At 70.9% G+C, this 17,910-nt stretch carries 7 protein-coding genes; all 7 read left to right on the top strand.

Annotation, left to right across the window (positions count from 1 at the left end; all coding sequences use genetic code 11):
• Nucleotides 1-4: 4 nt before the first annotated feature.
• Nucleotides 5-5,545 (top strand): type I polyketide synthase, encoded by a 5,541-nt coding sequence (locus tag ACY34H_RS06355; RefSeq protein ID WP_464976638.1) that lies wholly within the window; start codon nucleotides 5-7, stop codon nucleotides 5,543-5,545.
• A gap of 43 nt (nucleotides 5,546-5,588) precedes the next feature.
• Entirely contained in the window at nucleotides 5,589-13,118 is a 7,530-nt protein-coding gene (locus tag ACY34H_RS06350; protein WP_464976637.1) for a non-ribosomal peptide synthetase, read from the top strand.
• 38 nt (nucleotides 13,119-13,156) lie between these two features.
• Complete coding sequence (locus ACY34H_RS06345; RefSeq protein ID WP_130186497.1) at nucleotides 13,157-13,348, top strand: MbtH family protein; 192 nt, start codon at nucleotides 13,157-13,159, stop codon at nucleotides 13,346-13,348.
• 2 nt (nucleotides 13,349-13,350) lie between these two features.
• A complete protein-coding gene (locus ACY34H_RS06340; RefSeq protein ID WP_464976636.1) occupies nucleotides 13,351-14,574 on the top strand; it encodes a DUF711 family protein in 1,224 nt (407 codons plus the stop codon).
• A 10-nt stretch (nucleotides 14,575-14,584) separates the two neighbouring features.
• The gene (locus tag ACY34H_RS06335; protein ID WP_464976635.1) at nucleotides 14,585-15,352 is read left to right on the top strand and encodes a thioesterase II family protein; all 768 of its coding nucleotides are present in this window, start codon (nucleotides 14,585-14,587) and stop codon (nucleotides 15,350-15,352) included.
• Nucleotides 15,324-16,148, top strand: a complete 825-nt coding sequence (locus ACY34H_RS06330) for a 4'-phosphopantetheinyl transferase family protein (RefSeq protein ID WP_464976634.1) — start codon at nucleotides 15,324-15,326, stop codon at nucleotides 16,146-16,148. The genes ACY34H_RS06335 and ACY34H_RS06330 overlap by 29 nt, the downstream gene beginning before the upstream one ends.
• Nucleotides 16,149-16,273: 125 nt before the next feature.
• A complete protein-coding gene (locus ACY34H_RS06325; protein WP_464976633.1) occupies nucleotides 16,274-17,854 on the top strand; it encodes a sensor domain-containing diguanylate cyclase in 1,581 nt (526 codons plus the stop codon).
• Nucleotides 17,855-17,910 lie beyond the last annotated feature (56 nt).

The following is a 17,910-nucleotide window of genomic DNA, read 5'->3' as shown; positions in this document are numbered from 1 at the left end:
TCACATGAAAGAGAATCGAGTCTCGTCGGGCAAGATCGCCATCATCGGCATCAGCGGCCGCTTTCCGGGCGCGCCCGACGTGGAAAGCTTCTGGAACATGCTGTGCGAGAGCCGCAGCGCGCTGCGCCACTTCACGCCGGAAGAAATCCGCGCCGGCATCGACGCGCACGACTACCTGACGGCACCGTTCGTCGAACGCCAGGTCGGCGCCGGCACATGGGTCGGTGCCGGCTACCACCTGCCCGACGTCGACAAGTTCGATGCCGGCTTCTTCGGCTACTCGCCCAGCGAGGCCGAGCTGATCGATCCGCAGCAACGGCTGTTCCTGGAAGCCTCGTGGGCGGCGATGGAAGATGCCGGCTACGCGCCGGACGGCTACCGCGGCGTGGCCGCCGTGTATGCCGGCACCGGCCTGTCGCGCTACTTCCTCAACAATGTGTATGCCAACCGCGAGATCGTCTGTGCCTCGGACCGCGACCTGATCGCCGGCATCGGCAACGAGCCCGATTACCTGAGCAACCGGGTCGCCTACAAACTGAACCTCACCGGCCCTTCGGTGACCGTGCAGACCGCGTGCTCGACGTCGCTGGTGGCGATTCACATGGCCTGCCAGGCGCTGCGCGCCGGCGAATGCGACCTGTCGCTGGCCGGCGGTTCGATGGCAACGGTGCCGGCCGGCCACGGCTACAACTACACCGAAGGCAGCCTCAATTCGGACGACGGCCGCATCCGCGCCTTCGACGCGGGCGCCAAGGGCACGGTGTTCTCGGAAGGCGGGGTCGGCGTCATCGTCCTGAAACGCCTGGAGGATGCCGAGGCCGACGACGACAATATCTATGCGGTGATCCGCGGCTCGGCCGTCACGAACGACGGCGCGCACAAGGCCGGCTATACCGCGCCCGGCATCGATGGCCAGGTGGATGCGATCACCCGCGCGCTGAAGGCGGCCGGCACCAGCCCGGCCGACATCGGCTACATCGAGGCGCACGGCACCGGTACGGCGCTGGGCGATCCGATCGAGATCACGGCATTGACGCGCGCGTTCCGGGCCCACACCGACCGCACCGGCTACTGCGCGATCGGCTCCGTGAAAACCAATGTGGGCCACCTGGCGCCGGCCGCCGGCGTGGCCGGCGTGATCAAGGCGGCGCTGGCGGCGCGCTCCGGCGTGCTGCCCCCGAGCCTGCATTTCGATACGCCGAACCCGCGCATCGATTTTCCGGCCACGCCGTTCTTCGTCAACGAGCGCCTGAACGAATGGCGCACGGCGCCCGGTGCCAAGCGGATCGCGGCGGTCAGTTCCTTCGGCATCGGCGGCACCAATGCCCACCTGATCCTGGAAGAGCCACCGATCACCAAGCCCACCGTGTCGGGCGACAAGCTGCGCATCTTCCCGCTGTCGGCGAAAACGCCTGGCGCGCTGGGCCGCGCCGCCGGCCAGCTGGCCCGCTTCCTCGAACGCCATCCGGAAACGGACCTGGACGATGTGGCATTCACGCTGCAGGAAGGCCGCCGCGCATTCGACCTGCGCGGCGCCGTGGTGGCGCGCGACAAGGCTGAGCTGATCGGCAGCCTCGACGCCTTGGCGCAGGAACCCGGCAAGACGCCGGCGCTGCCGGCGGCGAAAAAGCTGGCGCTGCTGTTCACGGGCCAGGGCTCGCAGTACGCCGGCATGGCGCGCGAGCTGCACGGGCAGTTCACGGTCTTCAGCGAAACCTTCGATGCCTGCTGCGCCACGCTGGCCCGCCACGTGGATACCGACCTGGCGCGGCTGCTGCTGGCGCAGGCACCCACCGAAGCGGACAGCGCGCAGCTGCGAGAAACGCGTTATGCACAACCGGCGCTGTTTACCGTCGAATATGCACTGGCAATGCAGCTGCGGGCATGGAAGATCGAACCGGCCGCGCTGCTGGGCCACAGCCTGGGCGAGTACGTGGCCGCGACCATGGCCGGCGTGTTCACGCTGGACGATGCACTGCGCCTGGTGGCGCTGCGCGGGCGCCTGATGCAGGCGATGCCGGCCGGCGGCATGCTGTCGATCGGCGGCGGCGAAGCCGAGGCGCGTGCCCATCTGGGCGAAGGCATCGAACTGGCCGCCGTCAACAGCTCGCGCGCCAGCGTCGTTTCCGGCCCGCTGGCGGCGATCGACGCGCTGGCGGCCGCACTGGAAGCGTCGGGCACCGGCTGCCGCAGGCTGCAGACGTCGCATGCCTTCCACTCGGCGATGATGCGTCCCCTGGCCGCCGAGTTCCGCGCCGCCGTTGCCGCCGCCGTGCCGCAGGCACCGGCGATTCCCGTCGTGTCGAACGTCACCGGCACCTGGCTGACGGCCGCCGAGGCCACCGATCCCGATTACTGGGTGCGCCACCTGCTGTCGCCGGTGCTGTTCCAGGCCGGCGTGGAAACGCTGCTGGCCGACGGCTGCGGCTTCTTCGTCGAAGCCGGCCCGGCGGGCGTGCTGAGCACCTTCGTGCGGCATATCGCCGGCACTGCCGGGGGCAAGAGCGCCGGCCGGCCGGCGGCGGTGGCCGTGCCGCTGCTGCGCCACCCGCAGGATGCGCTGGCGGGCGACCGCTTCCTGATGGCCGCGCTGGGCAACCTGTGGGCCGCCGGCCACGCGCTCGACTACGCCGGCGTGGATGCGTATAACCTGGGCCGCCGGATTCCGCTGCCCACCTATCCGTTCGCGCGCGAACGCCATTGGGTCGAGCCGCCGCCGGCACCGGACGGGCTGGCCGACGCGGGCCTGCGCCGCAGCGCCGACATGGGCGACTGGTTCCATGCGGCGTCGTGGCGCCGGCAGCCCTGGCTGGAAGCCGTACCAGCACTGGCCGGCCGCAAGGTTCTGCTGCTGGCGCACGACGACGGGCAGGGCGATGCGCTGGCGGCCGCCCTGCGCGGCGCCGGCGCCACCGTGGCCTGCGCCGAGCCGGGTCCTGCCTTCGGCGTGCTGGACGAACACGCGTACTGGGTACGCCCGGGCCAGGCGGCCGACTGGGAAGAACTGGCGCGGCATGCCGGCCGGCCGGACGCCATTGTCCATGCCTGGCTGCTGCCGGCCAGCGGCGGCGATACCGTCGCCAACAGCGGCGCCACGCTGGACCTGGGATTCCACACGCTGCTGGCGCTGACGCAGGCGTTTGCCGACGACGCCGGTACGCGGCTACCGCTGCTGTCGGTGGCCAGCGAAGTGTTCGACGTGCAGCCGGGCGAGGCGGTCGATGCCGTCAAGGCGGCCATGCTGGGCGCGCACCTGGCGATCGGTTACGAACACCGCGGCATGGCCAGCCGCGTGCTGGACGTGCCGGCGGGCCATAACGGCGTCGGGCGGCTGGTGCTCGACGAACTGGCGCGCCTGCAGGCGGAACCGCATGCGCCGGCCGGCCCGGCCGACCAGTTCGTGGCCGAACGGGCTGGCGCGCGCTGGCTGGCGCACGTCGAGGCGATGACGGTGCCGGAACCGGCGGTGCCGGCCGCGCTGCTGGCGGATGCGACATACCTCGTCAGCGGCGGCCTGGGCGGCCTGGGCCTGGAATTCGCCGACGTGCTGGTCGAGCGCGGCGCGCGCCACCTGGTGCTGGTGGGCCGCAACACGCTGCCGCCGCAGGCGGAGTGGAATGCGTGGCTGGCGGCGCACCCGGACGATGCGGCCGGCCGCGAGCGGATCCGCCGCTTGCAGCGCTTGGCGGCGCGCGGCGCCCGGGTCGCGACCGAGCGTTGCGACATCACCGAGCCGGCGGCCGTGCGGGCCATGGTCGAACGCGTGCAGGCAGTCATGCCGCCGGTGCGCGGCGTGGTCCACGCCGCCGGCATCGCCGGTGCCGGCGTGATGGCGCTGAAGACCCGCGCGCAGGCCGATGCCGTGCTGGCGCCGAAGGTGCTGGGCGCGCTGGCGCTGGAGCAGGCGCTGGCCGGCCAGCCGCTCGATTTCTTCGTGGCCGTGTCGTCGCTGTTCGGCACCATCGGCGGAGTGGGGCAGGCCGACTACGCGGCGGCCAACGCCTTCCTCGATGCGTTTGCCCGCAGCCGCAGCGCACGCGGCCGGCGCACGCTGTCGCTGGCCTACGGCGGCTGGCGCGAAGTGGGCATGGCGGTGGCGATGGGGCACACCGCATCCGCCCCGGCGCTGCCGGCCGGCCGTACGCTGGCCCACCCGTATCTGTTCAGCCGTGCCGAAGACGCTGGAACGTTGCGCTTCACCGCGCACCTGCGTGCCAAGGATCACTGGGTCTTGCAGGATCACCGCATCCACGGCGAACCCGTGATGCCGGGCACCGCGCTGATCGAGATGGTGCGCGCCGCATGGCAGGAAGCGGCCGGCACCGGCGATCCGTGCACCTTGTCCGACGTGTTCTTCTACCGCCCGCTGTTCGTACCGGCCGCCCGGCTGGTCACGGTCGAGGTATTGCTCCAGCCGCTTGCCGGCGGCTATGCGGTCGAGGTGAGGGAGGGCGACAGCCCGGTGCTGTCGGCCAGCGTGGCCGGCGGTGCTTGCGCCGCCCCGCGCGCCGACCTGGCGGCGATTGCCGAGGAGTGCCGCGGCGAAGTGCTGGACTTCCCCGGCGGCGCCGCGGCCATGGTGGGCGAGGACGGTTTCCTGGAGCTGGGACGCCACTGGCAGGTGGTGCGCCGCATCCGCCTCGGCGCCCGGCAACTGCTGGGCGAGCTGGCCCTGCCGGACGGCGTGGCGGACGATGGCCCGCTGGGCCTGCACCCGGCCTTGCTGGACATGGCCACCGGCCCGATCACCGGCCACCTGCTGGCGCGGCTGGACCTGGGGCTGGAAGACGAGTACCTGCCGTTCACCTACGGCGCGCTGAAGGTGCATGGCCGGCTCGGCACGCACCTGTACAGCCATGTGCGCTTCGGCGACATGTCCGAGGACCGCGACACGATCCGCTTCGACATCGCCCTGTACGCGCCGGACGGCACGGTACTGGCCGAGGTGGCGGACTTCCAGCTGCGCCGCGTTCCGGCTGGGGCGCTCGGCGGGCTTGCCGGCAAGCCTGCCGGCGCTGCGCCGGCGGTGGACGACGGTTCGATCTCGCCGCAGGAAGGGCGCGCGCTGTTCGCCCGTGCCCTGGCGCTGAAGCACGGCGGCCACTGGATCGTCAATCCGCACCCGGTCGATGCGCTGCTGCGCAAGCTGCGCGCCGAACGCATCGCGCCGCCCGCCGCGACGGAGAAAAAGAAGGTGGTGCGCGAGGATGTGATCGCGGCGCCGCCCACCAATCCGACCGAGGAAGTGCTGGTGGCGATCATCGAAGGGGCGCTGGGCATCACGCCGGTGGGCATCCACGACAACTTCTTCGACCTGGGCATCGATTCGGTAATCGGCATCCAGGTGGTATCGCACGCCCGCAAGCATGGCGTTCTGCTGAAGCCGAACCAGCTGTTCGAGCACCAGACGGTGGCCGAGCTGGCCGCCGTGGCCACGCTGGCCGATCCTGCGGCGGATGCCGCGCCGGTCCCCGCACGGGCGCCCGAACCCGACAGGGCGCCCGCCGACGACCTGGACGCCGTGCTCGATGCACTGGCCAACTGAAGCATTGGCCACCTGAACGCCTACAAGCATCTGAAAGAGACCCATGAACAAGCAGGATATACAGGAAGTACACCGGCTCACGCCGCTCCAGCAGGGCATGCTGTTCCACACGCTGGAGGCGCCGGGCAGCGGCGTCTACGTCGAGCAGTTCGCCTGCCCGACGGCGGGTCGGATCGATGGCGCGCGCTGGCAGCAGGCCTGGAACATTGCGCTGGATGCCTGCCCGATGCTGCGCGCCGCCATTGCCTGGGAGGGCCTGGAGCACCCGCTGCTGGTGGTGACCAAGGCCGCAACACTGGAAGTACGCGAGATCGATGCCAGCGGCGACGACGACGCGGCGTTCGCCCGCCGTCTCGATGCGCTGCGCCGCGACGAAGCGGCGCGCGGCTTCGACCTGCGCCGGCCGCCGCTGCTGCGGCAGGCGCTGCTGCACCGCGCCGGGCACAGCGTGGTGTTCTGGACCTATCACCACGTGCTGCTCGATGGCTGGTCGGCCTTCGTGGTGCTGGGCTCCCTGCTGTCCGCCTATGCCGCACTGGAGGAGGGGAGCGCATGGGCGCCACGTCCGGCGCCCGGCTGGGGCGATTACCTGGGCTGGCTGCGCGGGCGCGACAAGCCGGCGGCGCAGCAGTACTGGCGCGAAGCGCTGCGCGGCTTCCATGCGCCGACGCCGCTCGGCCTGGCCAGGCGCCCGCAGGCCGATGCCGGCCTGGATGCCGGCGCCACCGCCACGGCGGAACTGGGCGAGGCGCTCGGCAGCCGGTTGCGCGACACGGCGCGTGCCCTGCGCGTCACACCCGGCACGCTGCTGCAGGCCGCGTGGGGGCACCTGCTGGCTCTCTACAGCGGCGAGGACGACGTGGTCTTCGGCGCCACTGTCGCCGGCCGGCCGGCCGAGCTGGCGGGAGCCGATGCGATGGTCGGCCTGTTCATCAACACGGTGCCGGTGCGGGTGCGCATCGACCCCGCGGAAACCGTGCGCAGCTTCGCCGTCCGGCTGGGTGCCGCGCTGCTGGCCCAGCGCGAGCACGAACATGCGTCGCTGACGGACATCGCCGGCTGGAGCGAAGTGCCGCGCGGCCGGGTCCTGTTCGATTCCATGCTGGCCATCGAATCGTTCCCGTACGCGGAAGGCGTCAGCCTGGCGGACGTCAGCGTCTGGCAGCACACCAGTTTCCCGCTGGCCCTCGTCATCGACCCGGTCGGCCGGATGCGCGTCAAGGCGCTGTACGACGCGCGCCAGTTCGACGGTGGCGCGGTGGCCGGCCTGCTGGCCCATTACCGCGAACTGCTGGCGCGCATGGTGGACGGCGTGGATCTGCCGGTCGGCATGCTGTCGATCGCGCCGCCCGCGGACATGGCACGGCAGGCCGGCTGGAACCACCGGCCTGCCGCCGGCACGGAAACGGAACTGGGCGAGCTGCTCGCCCGGCAGGTGGCCGAACGGCCCGATGCGCTGGCCGTGGTGTCGGAAGGCGGCCACGCCACCTATGCGGAGCTCGACCTGCATGCGCGGCGGCTCGGCGCGCGGCTGCTGGCCGCCGGCGTGCGGCAGGGCGACACGGTGGCCTTCGCGTTCGAGCCGGGCGTGCCGATGGTCGCGGCGCTGGTGGCGATCACGCGGCTGGGCTGCGCCTATGCGCCGCTCGATACGCGCCTGCCTCCGGCGCGGCTGGCGCAGATGGTGGCCGACCTGGATATCCGCCATGTGGTGACGGACGATGCCCATGCGGCGCTGTTCGACATTGCCGGCACGCCGTTGCCATTGACCATCCTGCTGACCGGCCCCGATGAACCGGGTGCCGCGCTGGCGCAGTGGCCGCAGGTGGACGCGGGCCGCATCCTGTACGTGATCCACACCTCCGGCTCGACCGGCAAGCCGAAGGCGGCCGGCGTGTTCCACGACAGTTTTACCCGCTTCCTCCAGTGGTGGAACGGCGAATTCGCCTTCGGCGCGGGCGAGCGCTGCCTGCTCGTCAACAAGATCACGTTCGACCTGGCGCAGAAGTGCGTGTGGGGCGCCCTGACCACGGGCGGCACGCTGCACCTGGCGCCGACGCGCCACTTCGATCCGCTGCATGCGCGCGAGTTGGTGGAACGGCACGGCATCGGCTGGATCAACTGCACGCCGAGCATGGCGTATGCCATGGTGGAAGCGGATCCCGGCCGCCATGAAGCGCTTGCCTCGCTGCGGCTGCTGTTCGTCGGCGGCGAGCCGGTGGACAAGCGGCGGCTGGCGCCGTGGCTGCTGGCGCCGGGCGTCGACACGGCACTGGTCAATACCTATGGCCCCACCGAATGCACCGATCTGTGCACCACGCACCGCTTCACCCGCGACGAATTCGTCGACCTGGCGGCGCCGGTCACCGTGGGCAGCGTGCTGCCTGGCCTGGCCGTGCACGTGCTGGACCGTTTCGGCAACCGCCTGCCGGTCGGCGTGACGGGCGAAGTGGCGATCGCCGGCGGTTCGGTGGGCGCCGGCTACCTGAACAACGCGCGGATGAGCGCACAGAAGTTCTTGCCCGATCCGCTGCCGGCCGGTCCGGCAACGCCGGGCGCGCGGCTGTACCTCACCGGCGATCTCGGGTATTTCCGTGCCGACGGCACGCTGGTGGTGCATGGCCGCGTCGATTTCCAGGTGAAGCTGCGCGGCTACCGCATCGAGCTCGATGCGATCGGCCACGAACTGCGCGGCCACCCGGCCGTGCTGGATGCGGTGGCGGCCGTCACGCCGGACGGGCAACGGCTGGTCGCCTACGTGGTGCCGGCCGACGCTGCCGCATGGTCCGCCGCGCTGCACGACGAGTGCCGCGCATGGCTGGCGGCGCGCCTGCCGGAATACATGGTGCCGGCGCGCTATATGCCGCTGGCGGCGCTGCCGCTCAATGCCAACGGCAAGCTCGATCGCGGCGCGCTGCCGGTGCCCGACATGCCGGAACCCGGCATGGAGCGCATCGCGCCGCGCGACGCGATCGAGGAGAAGCTGGCCGGCATCTGGACCGCCGTGCTGGGTGTCGACAGCGTCGGAGTGACCGACAATTTCTTCGACCTGGGCGGCCATTCGCTGTCGATCACGCAGGCGTATGCGCGCTTGCAGAAGACCTTCGGCGTGCGCATTCCATTGTCGGTGCTGTTCGAGCAGCCGACTATCGAAGGGCAGGCGGCGGCATTGCGTTCGGCCGGAGCCGATGGCGGCGCGGCATCCGCGCGGCAGCCGGCGATCGTGCCGGGCCAGCGGCCGGAACGCCTGCCGCTGTCGTTCTCGCAATCGCGCCTGTGGTTCCTGCACCAGTACGAGCCGGCCAGCATGGCCTACCACGTGCCCAATGCACTGCCGCTGGCCGGTGAAGTCGACCGTGCCGCGCTGCAGCGGGCGCTGGACTGGCTGCATGCGCGCCACGAATCGCTGCGCACCCGCTTCCCCGAGGTGGATGGCATGCCGTGGCAGGAAGTGCAGGCCGCCGGCCCGGTGGCGCTCCGCTACGACGACCTGCGCGGGGTGGAGGACGCGGCCGCGCGCCTGTCCGCCATCGCCACCATGGAAGCGGCGCAGCCGTTCGACCTGCGCGCCGGCCCGGTGGCGCGCTACCGGCTGGTGCAGACGGACGGGCGGGGTATCCTGCTCGTGTCGCTGCACCATATCGCCACCGATGGCTGGTCGATGGACGTGATGATGCGCGAGCTGTCGGCCGCCTATGCCGCGTCTGCCGGCGGCGGTACGCCCCAGGCAGCGCCGCTGCCGATCCAGTATGCCGACTACGCGCTGTGGCAGCACGCCGACCTGGCCGGCGACAAGCGCGCTCGCCTGGTCGACTACTGGCGCGCCGAGCTCGATGGCAGCCAGCCGCAGATCTCGCTGCCGTACGATTTTCCTCGGCCGGCTACCCGCTCCTCCACCGGCGGCCTGCACGTGACGCACCTGTCGGCCGACGTGTGCGCCGCCCTGCGCGGTGTCGCATCGAAGTCGGGTGCGACGGCGTTCATGGCGTGGCTGGCCGTGTACGAGCTGCTGCTGCACCGCTGGAGCGGCCAGGCGGACTTCAATGTGGGCAGTCCGATCGCCAACCGCAACCTGGAAGAGACGGAAGGCGTGATCGGCTTCTTCGTCAATACGCTGGTGCTGCGCGCCCGCGTCGATGGCGCCCGGACTTTCGCCGGGCTGCTGGAGTCCGTGCAGCGCACCGCGCGCGGCGCCTACGACCATGCCGAGCTGCCGTTCGAGCTGCTGGTGGACGAGCTGAACCCGCCGCGCAGCGCCAATACACTGCCGTTCTTCCAGGTCGGCTTCGCGCTGCAGCGCGCCTATGAAGACACCTCGCTGATCGACAGCAGCGAGTGGATCTCCCGCTTCGACCTGCAACTGGTGCTGCATGAATGCGCGGACGGCGGCTTGCGTGCGCACTGGGAATATGCACGCGACCTGTTCCTGCCGGAGACCGTGGCACGCCTGGCCGACTCGTTCGCGCTGCTCGCGCGGCAGGTGGCCGCCGCGCCGGACGCAGCGCTGCGCGGCCATGCGCTGATCGACGGCGCGCAACGCGAGCGCATGCTGGCGCTGGCACGCGGTGCCAGGCCGGCGTTGCCTGCCGCCACGGTACATGGCCTGTTCGCCCGGCAGGCGCTGCAGGCGCCGGCGGCGGTGGCCCTGGTGCAGGGCGATGTACAACTGAGCTATGGCGAACTGAATCGCCGTGCCAACCAGCTGGCGCACCACCTCGCCGCGCAGGGCATTCCACCGGGCGGCATCGTCGGCGTGGCGCTGCCGCGCAGTCCGCAGCTGGTGGTTGCACTGCTGGCCGTGCTGAAGGCCGGCTGCGCGTACCTGCCGCTCGATACCGAATATCCGCGCGAGCGCACCGCCTACATGCTGGCGAACGCGGGTGCTCGCGCGGTGCTGACGGATGCGGACGGTGCGGCGCTGCTGCCGGAATTCGGCGGCAGCGTGCTGCCGGTCGATGCGCCGCAAGTGGCGGCGCAGCGCGATACCGAGCCGGACGTGCCGCACGACCCGCGCTCCCTGGCCTATGTGATGTACACGTCCGGCACCACCGGCAATCCGAAGGGCGTGATGATCGAGCACCGCAGTATCGTGCGGCTGGTGCGGGAAACCGACTATGCCGACTTTTCGGCCTCGCACACTTACCTGCAATATGCGCCGGTGGGCTTCGATGCCTCCACGTTCGAGATCTGGGGCAGCCTGCTGAACGGCGCCCGGCTGGTGCAGGCACCGGCCGGCGTGGTGGGACTGGACCGGCTGGCGGCGCTGATCGCCGGGCAGCGCATCGACACGGTATTCGTCACGGCCGCGCTGTTCAACCAGCTGGTCGACCAGCACCCGGAAGGGCTGGCCGGCGTGCGCCAGCTGTTCACCGGCGGCGAGGCGATGTCGTCGCCGCACGCGGCGCGGGCCATGCAGGCGATGCGGGGCGGTACGCTCGTTCACGTGTACGGCCCCACCGAGTGCACCACCTATGCCACCGCCTGGAAAGTGAGCATGGCCGATGCGCTGGGCGGCACGGTGCCGATCGGCCGGCCGATCGCCAATACCGACACCCATGTGCTGGACGAGGCGCTGGAACCGGTGCCGCCGGGCGTGCCGGGCGAACTGTACATCGGCGGTGCCGGCGTGGCGCGCGGCTACCTGAACGCGCCGCGGCAGAGTGCGGAGCGCTTCGTGGCCGATCCGTTCGCGGGCGATCCGTCAGCGGCCGACGGCGCGCGGCTGTACCGCACCGGCGACAAGGTGCGCTGGAAGGCCGACGGCACGCTGGAATTCCTGGGCCGGATGGACGACCAGGTCAAGATCCGCGGCTACCGGATCGAGCCGGCCGAGATCGAGGCGCAACTGGCGGCCTACCGGGACGACAACGGCGCGGGCGTCAACGCCGCGCTGGTGCTTGCGCTCGGCGACAGCGCCGATAAACGGCTGGTGGCCTACGCGACCGTGGACGATGCCGGCGTCACGCCTGCCGTGCTGCGCGAATACCTGGCGCAGCGCCTGCCGGCCTTCATGGTGCCGGCCGCCTACGTGATACTGGAGCGTTTCCCGGTCAGCGCGAACGGCAAGATCGACCGCCGCGCGCTGCCCGTGCCGGATGACGCCGCGCTGGGCGCCGGCGACTACGTGGCGCCGGAAACCGCGCTCGAACAGTCGCTCGCCGCTGTCTGGGCCGAGGTGCTGGGCCTGGAGCGGGTCAGCGCGACGGCCGATTTCTTCGCGCTGGGCGGCAATTCGCTGACGGCCACCCAGCTGCTGGCGCGGGTGCGCGCAGCGCTTGGCCGCACGGTCACGCTGCCCGAGTTCTTCAGCGAACCGACCGTGCGGGCAATGGCATTCCGCATCGACCATGCCGGCACCGCCCGCGCGCAGGATGCGGAGGAAAGCCGCCTCGATGGCGCGGCCGAATCGGCGCTCGCGCTGCCGGATCCGCTGCCGCCGCTGGCATCGAGCCTGGAGCACGTGCTGCTGACCGGCGCCACCGGCTTCGTGGGCGCCTACCTGGCGGCCGAGATGCTGGACCGCTGGCCGCGCGTGACGCTGCATTGCCACGTGCGCGCGGAACACGCGGCCGCCGGCCTGCGCCGCCTGCGCGACAACCTCGACCAGTACGGACTGTGGAAGGACGGCTATGCCGCCCGCATCCGCGTACTGACGGGCGACCTGGCCGACCCCCGGCTGGGCCTGGACGAGGAGCGGCACGCAACGCTGGCGCGCGACATCGACCTGGTCGTGCACAACGCTTCGCGCCTGAACCACGTGCTGCCGTACCACGCGCTGCGCCACGATAACGTGGAGCCGACCCGGCGCCTGCTGGAGCTGGCCGCCACGGCCAAGCGCAAGGGCTTCGTCCTCGTCTCGACGACCGGCGTGCTGCAGGGCGAGGGCGCCACCGGCAGTGTCGACGAAGACGTCGCGGTGGAATCCATCGGCCAGAGCGCGCGCGAAGGCTACAACGCCAGCAAGTGGGTGGCCGAGCTGATGGTACGCCGCGCCGCCCGGGCCGGCATCCCGGCGCAGATCGTGCGGCTGGGGCGGGTGGCGGTGGACAGCCGCAGCGGCGCCGGGCGGACGGACGATTTCGTGGCGCTGTTCGTGCGCACCTGCCTGAAGGTGGGTGCCTGGCCCGACCGGCCGTTCGTCGAGCAGATCGTGCCGGTCGATCACGTGGCGCGTGCCGTCACGGCGCTGGCCGCCGACTACACCAGCACCGGCGTGCACCACCTGGTGGGCGACGACAAGCGCGACTGGAGCCGGCTGCTGCCCGACTTCGTCGATTGCGCCGGCGCCGGCCTGAAGCGCGTGCCCATCCGTGACTGGGTGGATGCCGTCAAGGAACGCAGCACGGTGGAGCCGCTGCCGTTCGCGCCCTACCTGTTCTGGTGGGATACCGACGCGGCGGCGCCGGAAGACAAGTGCGTGAAGGTCAGGCAGGCGAAGACTTCGCGCCGGCTGGCCGGCAACGGCCTGCGCGAACCGCACATCGATGGCGACGCATGGCAACGCTATCTCGGCGCGATCTTCGCTACCGAAGGCCTGGCTGCGACACCCAGAAAGCGCGGCATCTTCGGTTGAACAAATTCCACAATCCATTACACATCCTGGAGAAAACCATGAATTCGACTGCCTACAATGTGGTTCGTAACGAAGAAGACCAGTACTCGGTCTGGCCCGCCTACCGCCCGGTTCCCGCGGGCTGGACCACCATCGGCGACGCCGCGGACCGCGAGACCTGCCTCGAACGCATCGAGCAATTGTGGACCGACATGCGGCCGCGCAGCCTGCGCGCCGCGAAGGAGCAGTAGTCATGCCTACCCTGCGTACCATCACTTTCGGCTGCCCGCTGGACGGCGCGGCGCCTGAAAACACCGCCGCCACCGCGCGCCGGTTCTTCGCCCATGCCGGGCGCCTGCTCGACGAAGGGGGCCTGGCGGCACGCTGCTTCCGCTACGTGGCGCCGCCGGTCGAGCAATGGCTGCCGGACGGCGATCCCGCCACCGCCGGCCGCGTCGCCGTCCAGCTGGAACAGGCGCTGGGCGAGAACATCTGGTGCTGCCTGCCGGGGCCCGCCTGCGACACGCGCTCCAGCGTGGGCCGGCGGGTGGACCTGATCGATGCGATCGTCGGCGAGACGCGCCACGTATTCACCAATATGCGCGTGGCCGGCGAGCAGGGCCTGCACAACGAAGCCGTGGCCGCCGCCGCCGAAACCATGGCGCGGCTTGGCAATACGGTGGCGCGGCAGCAGGACAATTTCCGCTTTGCCGCACTGGCCTGGATCAGGCCGGCCACGCCGTATTTCCCCGCCGCCTGGCACGATGGCGCGCCGGGCTTCTCGGTGGCGCTGGAACTGGCCGGGCCGTTCCTGGAGGCATGCGGCCGGCACGACAATTTCGCCGACCGGCTCGATGCCTGCCGCCAGGAACTGACCAGCCGCGTGGCGCAGACGCTGCCGCTGCTGGTGCGGCTGGCCCGCGAGCAGGGCGTGCGCTTCCTCGGTTTCGACCTGTCGCTGGCGCCATTCCCCGGCGACGAGACGAGTGCCGTGGCCGTCGTCGAAAGCCTGAACGGCAGCCGCATCGGCCAGCTCGATTTCATGTTCGCGCTGTATGCGGTCAACGACATGCTGCAGCATGCGCTGCCGAACCTGCCGATGGTGGGTTTCAACGGCACCATGCTGTCGGTGCTGGAAGACACGCGGCTGGCCGAAGCCACCGCCAGCGGCGACGTCGGCGTGAAGGATCTGCTGCTGTATTCGACCGTGTGCGGCTGCGGGCTGGACATGATTCCCGTTTCCGCCGACAGCGATCCGGCCCGGCTGGCCACGCTGGTAAGGGCCATTTCCACCATTGCGCAGAAGTGGCGCAAGCCGCTGATCGCGCGGCTGCTGCCGGCCACCACGAATGTACGCGGCATCACCCGCTTCGAGCACGATTTCATCGTCAATACCGCCGTGCTGCGCCTGGATGCGCCGACCTTCATGCCGACCGAGCGGGTCGGCGTCTTTGAACCGCTGCGCCGCGCAGCCTGAGGAGAACACCGTGAATCCCTGGTTTACCCATTTTTCCCGCCCGCTCCCGCAGGCCGGTGCGCGCCTGCTGTGCCTGCCCAGCTCGGGCGGCGGTTCCACGCTGTACCGTCCGTGGCTGGGCGGCCTGGACGACATCGAACCGGCTGTGGAGCTGCATGCCGCGCTGCTGCCAGGCCGCGAACGGCGCATGCTGGAGCCGCCGGTGCAGACGATGGCGGCGATGGTCGACGGCCTGGTGCCGGCCGTGGCCGCGCTGGCCGACAAGCCGTATTTCCTGTTCGGCCACAGCATGGGCGCGCTGATCGCCTTCGAGCTGACGCGCGCGCTGGTGGCGCGCGGCATCAAGCCGCCGCGCCGCCTGTTTGTTTCCGCCTTCCGCGCGCCGGATCTGCCGAATCCGAAGCGCGACCTGCATGCGCTGCCGGACGATGAATTCATCGACGCGCTGCGCGAATATGGCGGCACGCCGGACGCAGTGCTGCGCCACCGCGAGACGATGGATGTGCTGCTGCCGATGCTGCGCGCCGACTTCCGCATGCACGAGACGTATCTCTACCACGCCGCCCGCCCGCTGGAGGTGCCGATCACGGCGCTGGCCGGCCGCGCCGACGCTGCCGTGCCGGCCAGCCAGATGACGGGCTGGGCGAAACAGACCTCGGCCGGCTTTGCGCTGCGCCACTTCGACGGTGCCCATTTCTTCATCCACGACGACCGGGATGCGGTGCTGAAAACGCTGGGAGAGGCGATCCATGAAGAACTTGCATTTGCCTGGGGATGAGCCGCTGCTGGTGTGGCTGCGCACCGCCGACGTGGCGGCCGCGCTGCCGCAGGCCGAGGGCTGGCTCACCGCGGCCGAGCGGGAGCGGGCACGCCGCTTCGTGTTCGACGGCGACCGCGCCGACTTCCTGGCCAGCCGTTTCCTGCTGCGCCGCGTGCTGGCCGAGCTGGCGGGCACGGAACCGGACCGGCTGGCGTTCGAGACGAACCGCTGGGGCAAGCCCGCCCTGAGCGGCAGGCCGGGCCTGGCGTTCAACCTGTCGCACTGCCGCGGCGGCGCCGTGCTGCTGGCCGGGGCGGGAGCGGCGGCCGGCGTGGACATCGAGCCGGTTCAGCCCGGCCGTGCCGATCCGCTGGTGGCGCAGCGGCTGTTCCACCGTGCCGAGCAGATCCAGCTGCTGGCCTGCCCGCGGGGCGGCTACGACCGCCTGTTCCTGCGCTTCTGGACGCTGAAGGAAGCCGTGCTGAAGGCCGAAGGCAGCGGCCTGGCGTTGCCGCTGGATGCGTTTGCCGCGCTGTTCGACGGCGGCACGATCGTGCCACTGACGGTGCCGGCCACGCTGGCTGGCCGCCCGTTCGCGTTCGGCCAGGCGGAACTGGCACCCGACCTGCTGTGCGCGTGGGCGCGCGTGTCGGACGACCGGCAATTGCCGACCACGTGGCAGCTCGATGCCCACGGCGCCGTGCAGCCGGCACCGCAAGTGCGGCTGGGCACCGGTACTTACCGGCCGCTGCCGGCGGCGGGGCAGATGCGGGCGGGCAGGAAAGAGGCGCTGGCGGCACTGGCCGGGGAGTGATGAGGCTATATCGCAACTGAACGATAACCTGGCGCCAACTTATCGGCGGAAGTGGTGCCAGGCGATATGAATGGCAGAGGTGCTGGCATATACTCGCTCGCTGTTATTGCCTGTAAGTATCGCCGATGACCCTCTCCACCCCGTCCGCCGGCCCGGCGCAACGCCCGGTGCCTGCCCGGAACCTGCTTGCGCCACTGGTGCCGGTGCTCGCGCTGGCACTCGTGCTGGCGATAGCCCTGGCAGCCTTGCAGGCGTATTCGATGACCTGGCAGGGCCAGGTGGCGCGGCTGGAGCGGGTGGCCGTTCCGCGTCTGGAGCGCTTCGCGGTGCAGCTGTTCGCACCGCCCAGGCGCTATACCTACCTGCCGCACGTGCTGGCAAACGACCGGACGGTGCGCAACGCGCTCGCGCAGCCGCATCGGCCGGAGCTGGTACGCGAGGCCAACCTGCACCTGGCGCGGCTGCGCGCCAGCACCGGGGCCACCGCACTGTACGTGCTCGATCCTCGCGGCACGGGGATTGCCGCGTCGAACTGGCAGGACAAGATCAGCTTCGTCGGCGTCAACTATGCCTATCGGCCGTACTACACGCGTGCGCTGACCGAGGGCGGCGCGCATTTCTATGCGATGGGCACCACATCGCACTGGCCCGGCTACTTCCTGTCGCAGGTGGTGAAGGCGGCCGATGGCGGCGTGCTGGGCGTGGCGGTGGTCAAGGCCGACCTGGCGATGCCGGACGTGCAGGGCTATGGCGGCGAAGTACTGGTGACCGATGCCGGCGGTGTTGCCTTCCTCAGTTCTCGGGAGGATTGGCAATACCGGCCGCTGACGGCGCTGTCGGCGCGCGACGGCGCCAGCGTGGCCCGCACGCGCCAGTACGACGGCGTGCTGCGCGCGCCGCTCGACGTGCACACGGAACGCACGCTCGACAGCGGTGCCACCATCGTCGACATCGGCGGGCATGGCGGCTACCTGATGGTGCGCCGGCCGGTGCCGGATACGGACTGGCACGTCAACCTGCTGCTGCCACTGGAAGACATCGACAATGCGGCGCAGCGGGCGGCGCTGCTGACGGCCGGCGCGATCGCGCTGGCGGCGCTGTCGCTGCTGTACCTGTGGCAGTTCCGCCTGCGGCTGGCCGAGCGCGAGCGCTCGCGCTCGGCATTGGAAGAAGCACATGCCGCGCTGAAGGAGCTGTCCGAGGAGTTGCGCGTGCAATCGTCCACCGACGGCCTGACGGGCCTGTACAACCGGCGCCATTTCATGGACAGCCTGGAACGCCTGCTGGGCACCGCACAACGCCATGGCGAGCCGCTGGCCCTGCTGCTGGTGGATGCCGACCATTTCAAGTGCGTCAACGACGAGCACGGCCACCCGGCCGGCGACGAGGTATTGCGCCGCCTGGGCGCGATGCTGCTGCAGGAAACCCGCGACGGCGACGTGGCGGCGCGTTACGGCGGCGAGGAATTCATCATCGCGCTGCCGCGCACCGATGCGCCTGCCGCGCTGGCGGTCGCCGGCCGGGTGCTGGAGCGCATCCGTGCTAGCCGCGTGCCGGTCGATGGCGGCACGCTGGCGATCACGGTGTCGATCGGGCTTGCCACGGCCCGGCCGGGCGAGGCCGTGGCGGAAATCATCCGGCGCGCCGATGCCGCCCTGTACGACGCCAAGCGTGGCGGCCGCGATCGCGTCGTGGCCGCCCCCTGACAGGGCGCCGCCGGCGGCGGGCGGCGCTATAATGCGACTATTTTCCGCACCGCGCT

The organism is Pseudoduganella sp. jia 9, assembly GCF_055502615.1.
This window is presented reverse-complemented; position numbering and strand designations above follow the sequence as displayed.

What these genes read in the sequence shown, in the direction of transcription:
- ACY34H_RS06350 (WP_464976637.1), top strand. Translation starts at nt 5,589, where the DNA reads ATGAACAAGCAGGATATACAGGAAGTACACCGGCTCACGCCGCTCCAG.
- ACY34H_RS06345 (WP_130186497.1), top strand. Translation starts at nt 13,157, where the DNA reads ATGAATTCGACTGCCTACAATGTGGTTCGTAACGAAGAAGACCAGTAC.
- ACY34H_RS06340 (WP_464976636.1), top strand. Translation starts at nt 13,351, where the DNA reads ATGCCTACCCTGCGTACCATCACTTTCGGCTGCCCGCTGGACGGCGCG.
- ACY34H_RS06330 (WP_464976634.1), top strand. Translation starts at nt 15,324, where the DNA reads ATGAAGAACTTGCATTTGCCTGGGGATGAGCCGCTGCTGGTGTGGCTG.
- ACY34H_RS06355 (WP_464976638.1), top strand. Translation starts at nt 5, where the DNA reads ATGAAAGAGAATCGAGTCTCGTCGGGCAAGATCGCCATCATCGGCATC.
- ACY34H_RS06325 (WP_464976633.1), top strand. Translation starts at nt 16,274, where the DNA reads ATGACCCTCTCCACCCCGTCCGCCGGCCCGGCGCAACGCCCGGTGCCT.